Here is a 2,471-nt window from a genome sequence, read left to right as displayed (position 1 = left end):
CTCCAGCGATTGTGCGCCTGATGAAGAGGGCAGCATGGATACTCCGACGATATGGGCCTCAGACAGCCTCTGAGACAAAACTGAACCCAGCCGGGCAGCTTTCTTGGCACAGTCCGTATAAAATAGCTGTGCTCAAGGAGGCAATATGCTCGTAACTGGTAAAGATATTCTGGTCCCGGCGCGTGCCGGTAAGTACGGCGTCGGCGCGTTCAACACCAACAATATGGAGATCACCCAGGCGATCATTCACACCGCCGAAAAGCTCCGCAGCCCCGTGATCGTGCAGATGAGCGAGGGGGCCATCAAGTACGGCGGCCAGGATCTCGCCAACATCGTCAAGGATATGGCGACCCGCGCCAGCGTGCCCGTCGCGCTGCACCTCGATCACGGCAGCAGCTACGAGTCGGCGCTGAATGCCATCAAGATGGGCTTTACCTCGGTCATGATCGACGCTTCGCACTACGCCTTCGACGAGAACGTTAAGGAAACGCAGCGGGTCGTTGAGGCCGCGCACGCCATGGGCATCAGCGTGGAAGCCGAGCTGGGTCGCCTGGGCGGAATCGAAGAACACGTCGTGGTCGATGAAAAAGACGCTTTCCTGACCGACCCCGAGGAAGCTGTGAAGTTCATCGAACTGACCGGCACCGATTACCTCGCCATCGCTATCGGCACCAGCCACGGCGCGTACAAGGGTAAGGGCCGCCCGTATATCGACCAGGCCCGCATTGCCAAAATCGGTGAACTGACCACCATTCCACTGGTCGCGCACGGCTCTAGCGGCGTACCCGCCGAAATCGTCCAGCGTTTCCGCGATGCGGGCGGCGAAATCGGCGACGCGGCGGGCATCGCCGACGAGGATCTGACCGAAGCCTGCAAGCACGGCATCGCCAAGGTCAACGTGGACACCGACCTGCGACTGGCGAGCACAGTGGGCATCCGCGAAGTGCTGCGCGACACCCCCAAGGAATTCGACCCCCGCAAGGTGTTCGGCAAGGCCCGCGACGTAATGAGCAGCATCGTCGAGCACAAGATGGGTGTGCTGGGCAGCGTCGGCAAAGCCTGAGCGCAGCGCTTAAAGTACAGCTGCCCTTCTGCGGCGGTGCTTTCCCGACGTGCGTGTCATTCGAACCACCGTTCTAAGTCCGGTTCCAGGGTTTACCCTCAGTCTTAAGAGGGCGCGGCCTGGGAGCCGGATTTTCTCACTTATGCGCCCTATGCTCGGTTGACATGTCGGCCCTTCGCCCTCTTCTGATCGTTGCCCTGATCTGCACACCCTGGGCCAGTGCCGGGGCATCTGCTCCGCTAGCTGCCGCAGCCGCGACGAAACTGCCCGCCCTGTTGCCCAGCCCTGGGCAGACGGGCCAGCTCATGAAGCTGGGGTCGCGCCTCGCCATCGTTGATCTTCAGCAGCGGGTGGTGGGGGCGGGCGGCAGCCGCGAGGCCCTTCAGACGGTTATGGCGTCGGCGGCGCGGGGCGAAACGCCCAGTTACGATGCCCGTCTGGGAATTACGCGCGACGAATTTACCCGTTATCTGGCGTTTCAGCCGGTACTGATGCCCACTGGAAAGACCATTAAGCTTAGCTTGATCCGCGACGGCAGCCGCCTGACCTTCAGCGATACTCCCGCCAACTCGGTCTTCCGGGGCCTGAGTTTCGACCTGAAAACAGGTGATCTGCGCGTGCCTGAGGGGTTTACCTTCCGGGCTATTTCGGTCCCGCCGACCACCGGCCCTGACCGCAGCATCGAAATTCGCAGCGGCTTTGTGTGGAACTTCAAAGGGTTCAACGCCGAGGCGCAAAATGGCGTTCACGGTCAGGTCAGCCTGTATCAGCTGGGCGACGGGCAGATTCTGCTGGGCTACCACCGCCTGTCGAGTCTGGTGCGCGGCGTGTTCAACAATGCCGAGAGTGAAGTGATCCTCAAGTATTCACGCTGATACGGTAGCGCGGAACCTGCCGCTACTCTCGCCAGCTGTTGACCATTAGAGCCGTTCTCCGAATGAAGGGCACGTCGGAAAAACACCGCCGCCCCCTTCATTTTACGTCCTGCTCTTTCTTGTTCACTCGTTCCACTCGGCAAAAAGAGGGTAAAAAGAGCACCATCTTTTTGCAAAGTGCTCTAAAATTGGCCCCGCCTCTTAAAACTGGGGCCAACGGTTTTGAAAGTGCTGGGCTGTCTCAGGCTTTTTGCTCGGCCTGCTGCATGGCAAGGTAGGTCTGATACTGCGGTGCGCCGCCCAGCATATTCTGACCGCCGTCCACGGGTAAAATCACACCAGTAACGTAGCTGGCGGCGTCCGACACCAGAAACAGCGCGGCGTTAGCAATGTCTTGCGGCACTCCTAGACGGTTAAGTGGAACGGCCTGCGCCACACGGCTGCGGCTCTTTTCGTCGGGGGCCAGACGCGCCATGCCCTCGGTGCCGTCGATCGGGCCGGGAATAATTGCGTTGACGCGCACGCCGCGCACG

Annotated in this window: 3 protein-coding genes; 2 read left to right on the top strand and 1 reads right to left on the bottom strand. The window is 60.6% G+C overall.

Annotated features, from left to right (window positions below; genetic code table 11):
• Positions 1–145 precede the first annotated feature (145 nt).
• Positions 146–1,063, top strand: a complete 918-nt coding sequence (fba, locus tag QZ269_RS12735) for a class II fructose-1,6-bisphosphate aldolase (protein WP_291427073.1) — start codon at positions 146–148, stop codon at positions 1,061–1,063.
• A gap of 164 nt (positions 1,064–1,227) precedes the next feature.
• Positions 1,228–1,938, top strand: coding sequence for a hypothetical protein (locus QZ269_RS12730; RefSeq protein ID WP_291427072.1), 711 nt, complete (start codon positions 1,228–1,230; stop codon positions 1,936–1,938).
• 241 nt (positions 1,939–2,179) lie between these two features.
• Here QZ269_RS12730 and QZ269_RS12725 read toward each other — a convergent pair.
• Positions 2,180–2,471 (bottom strand): SDR family oxidoreductase (locus tag QZ269_RS12725; protein WP_291427071.1); only part of this gene is annotated, 292 nt, incomplete at its 5' end.

The sequence above is a fragment of the Deinococcus sp. genome (genome assembly GCF_018260405.1).
GTDB lineage: Bacteria > Deinococcota > Deinococci > Deinococcales > Deinococcaceae > Deinococcus.
This window is presented reverse-complemented; position numbering and strand designations above follow the sequence as displayed.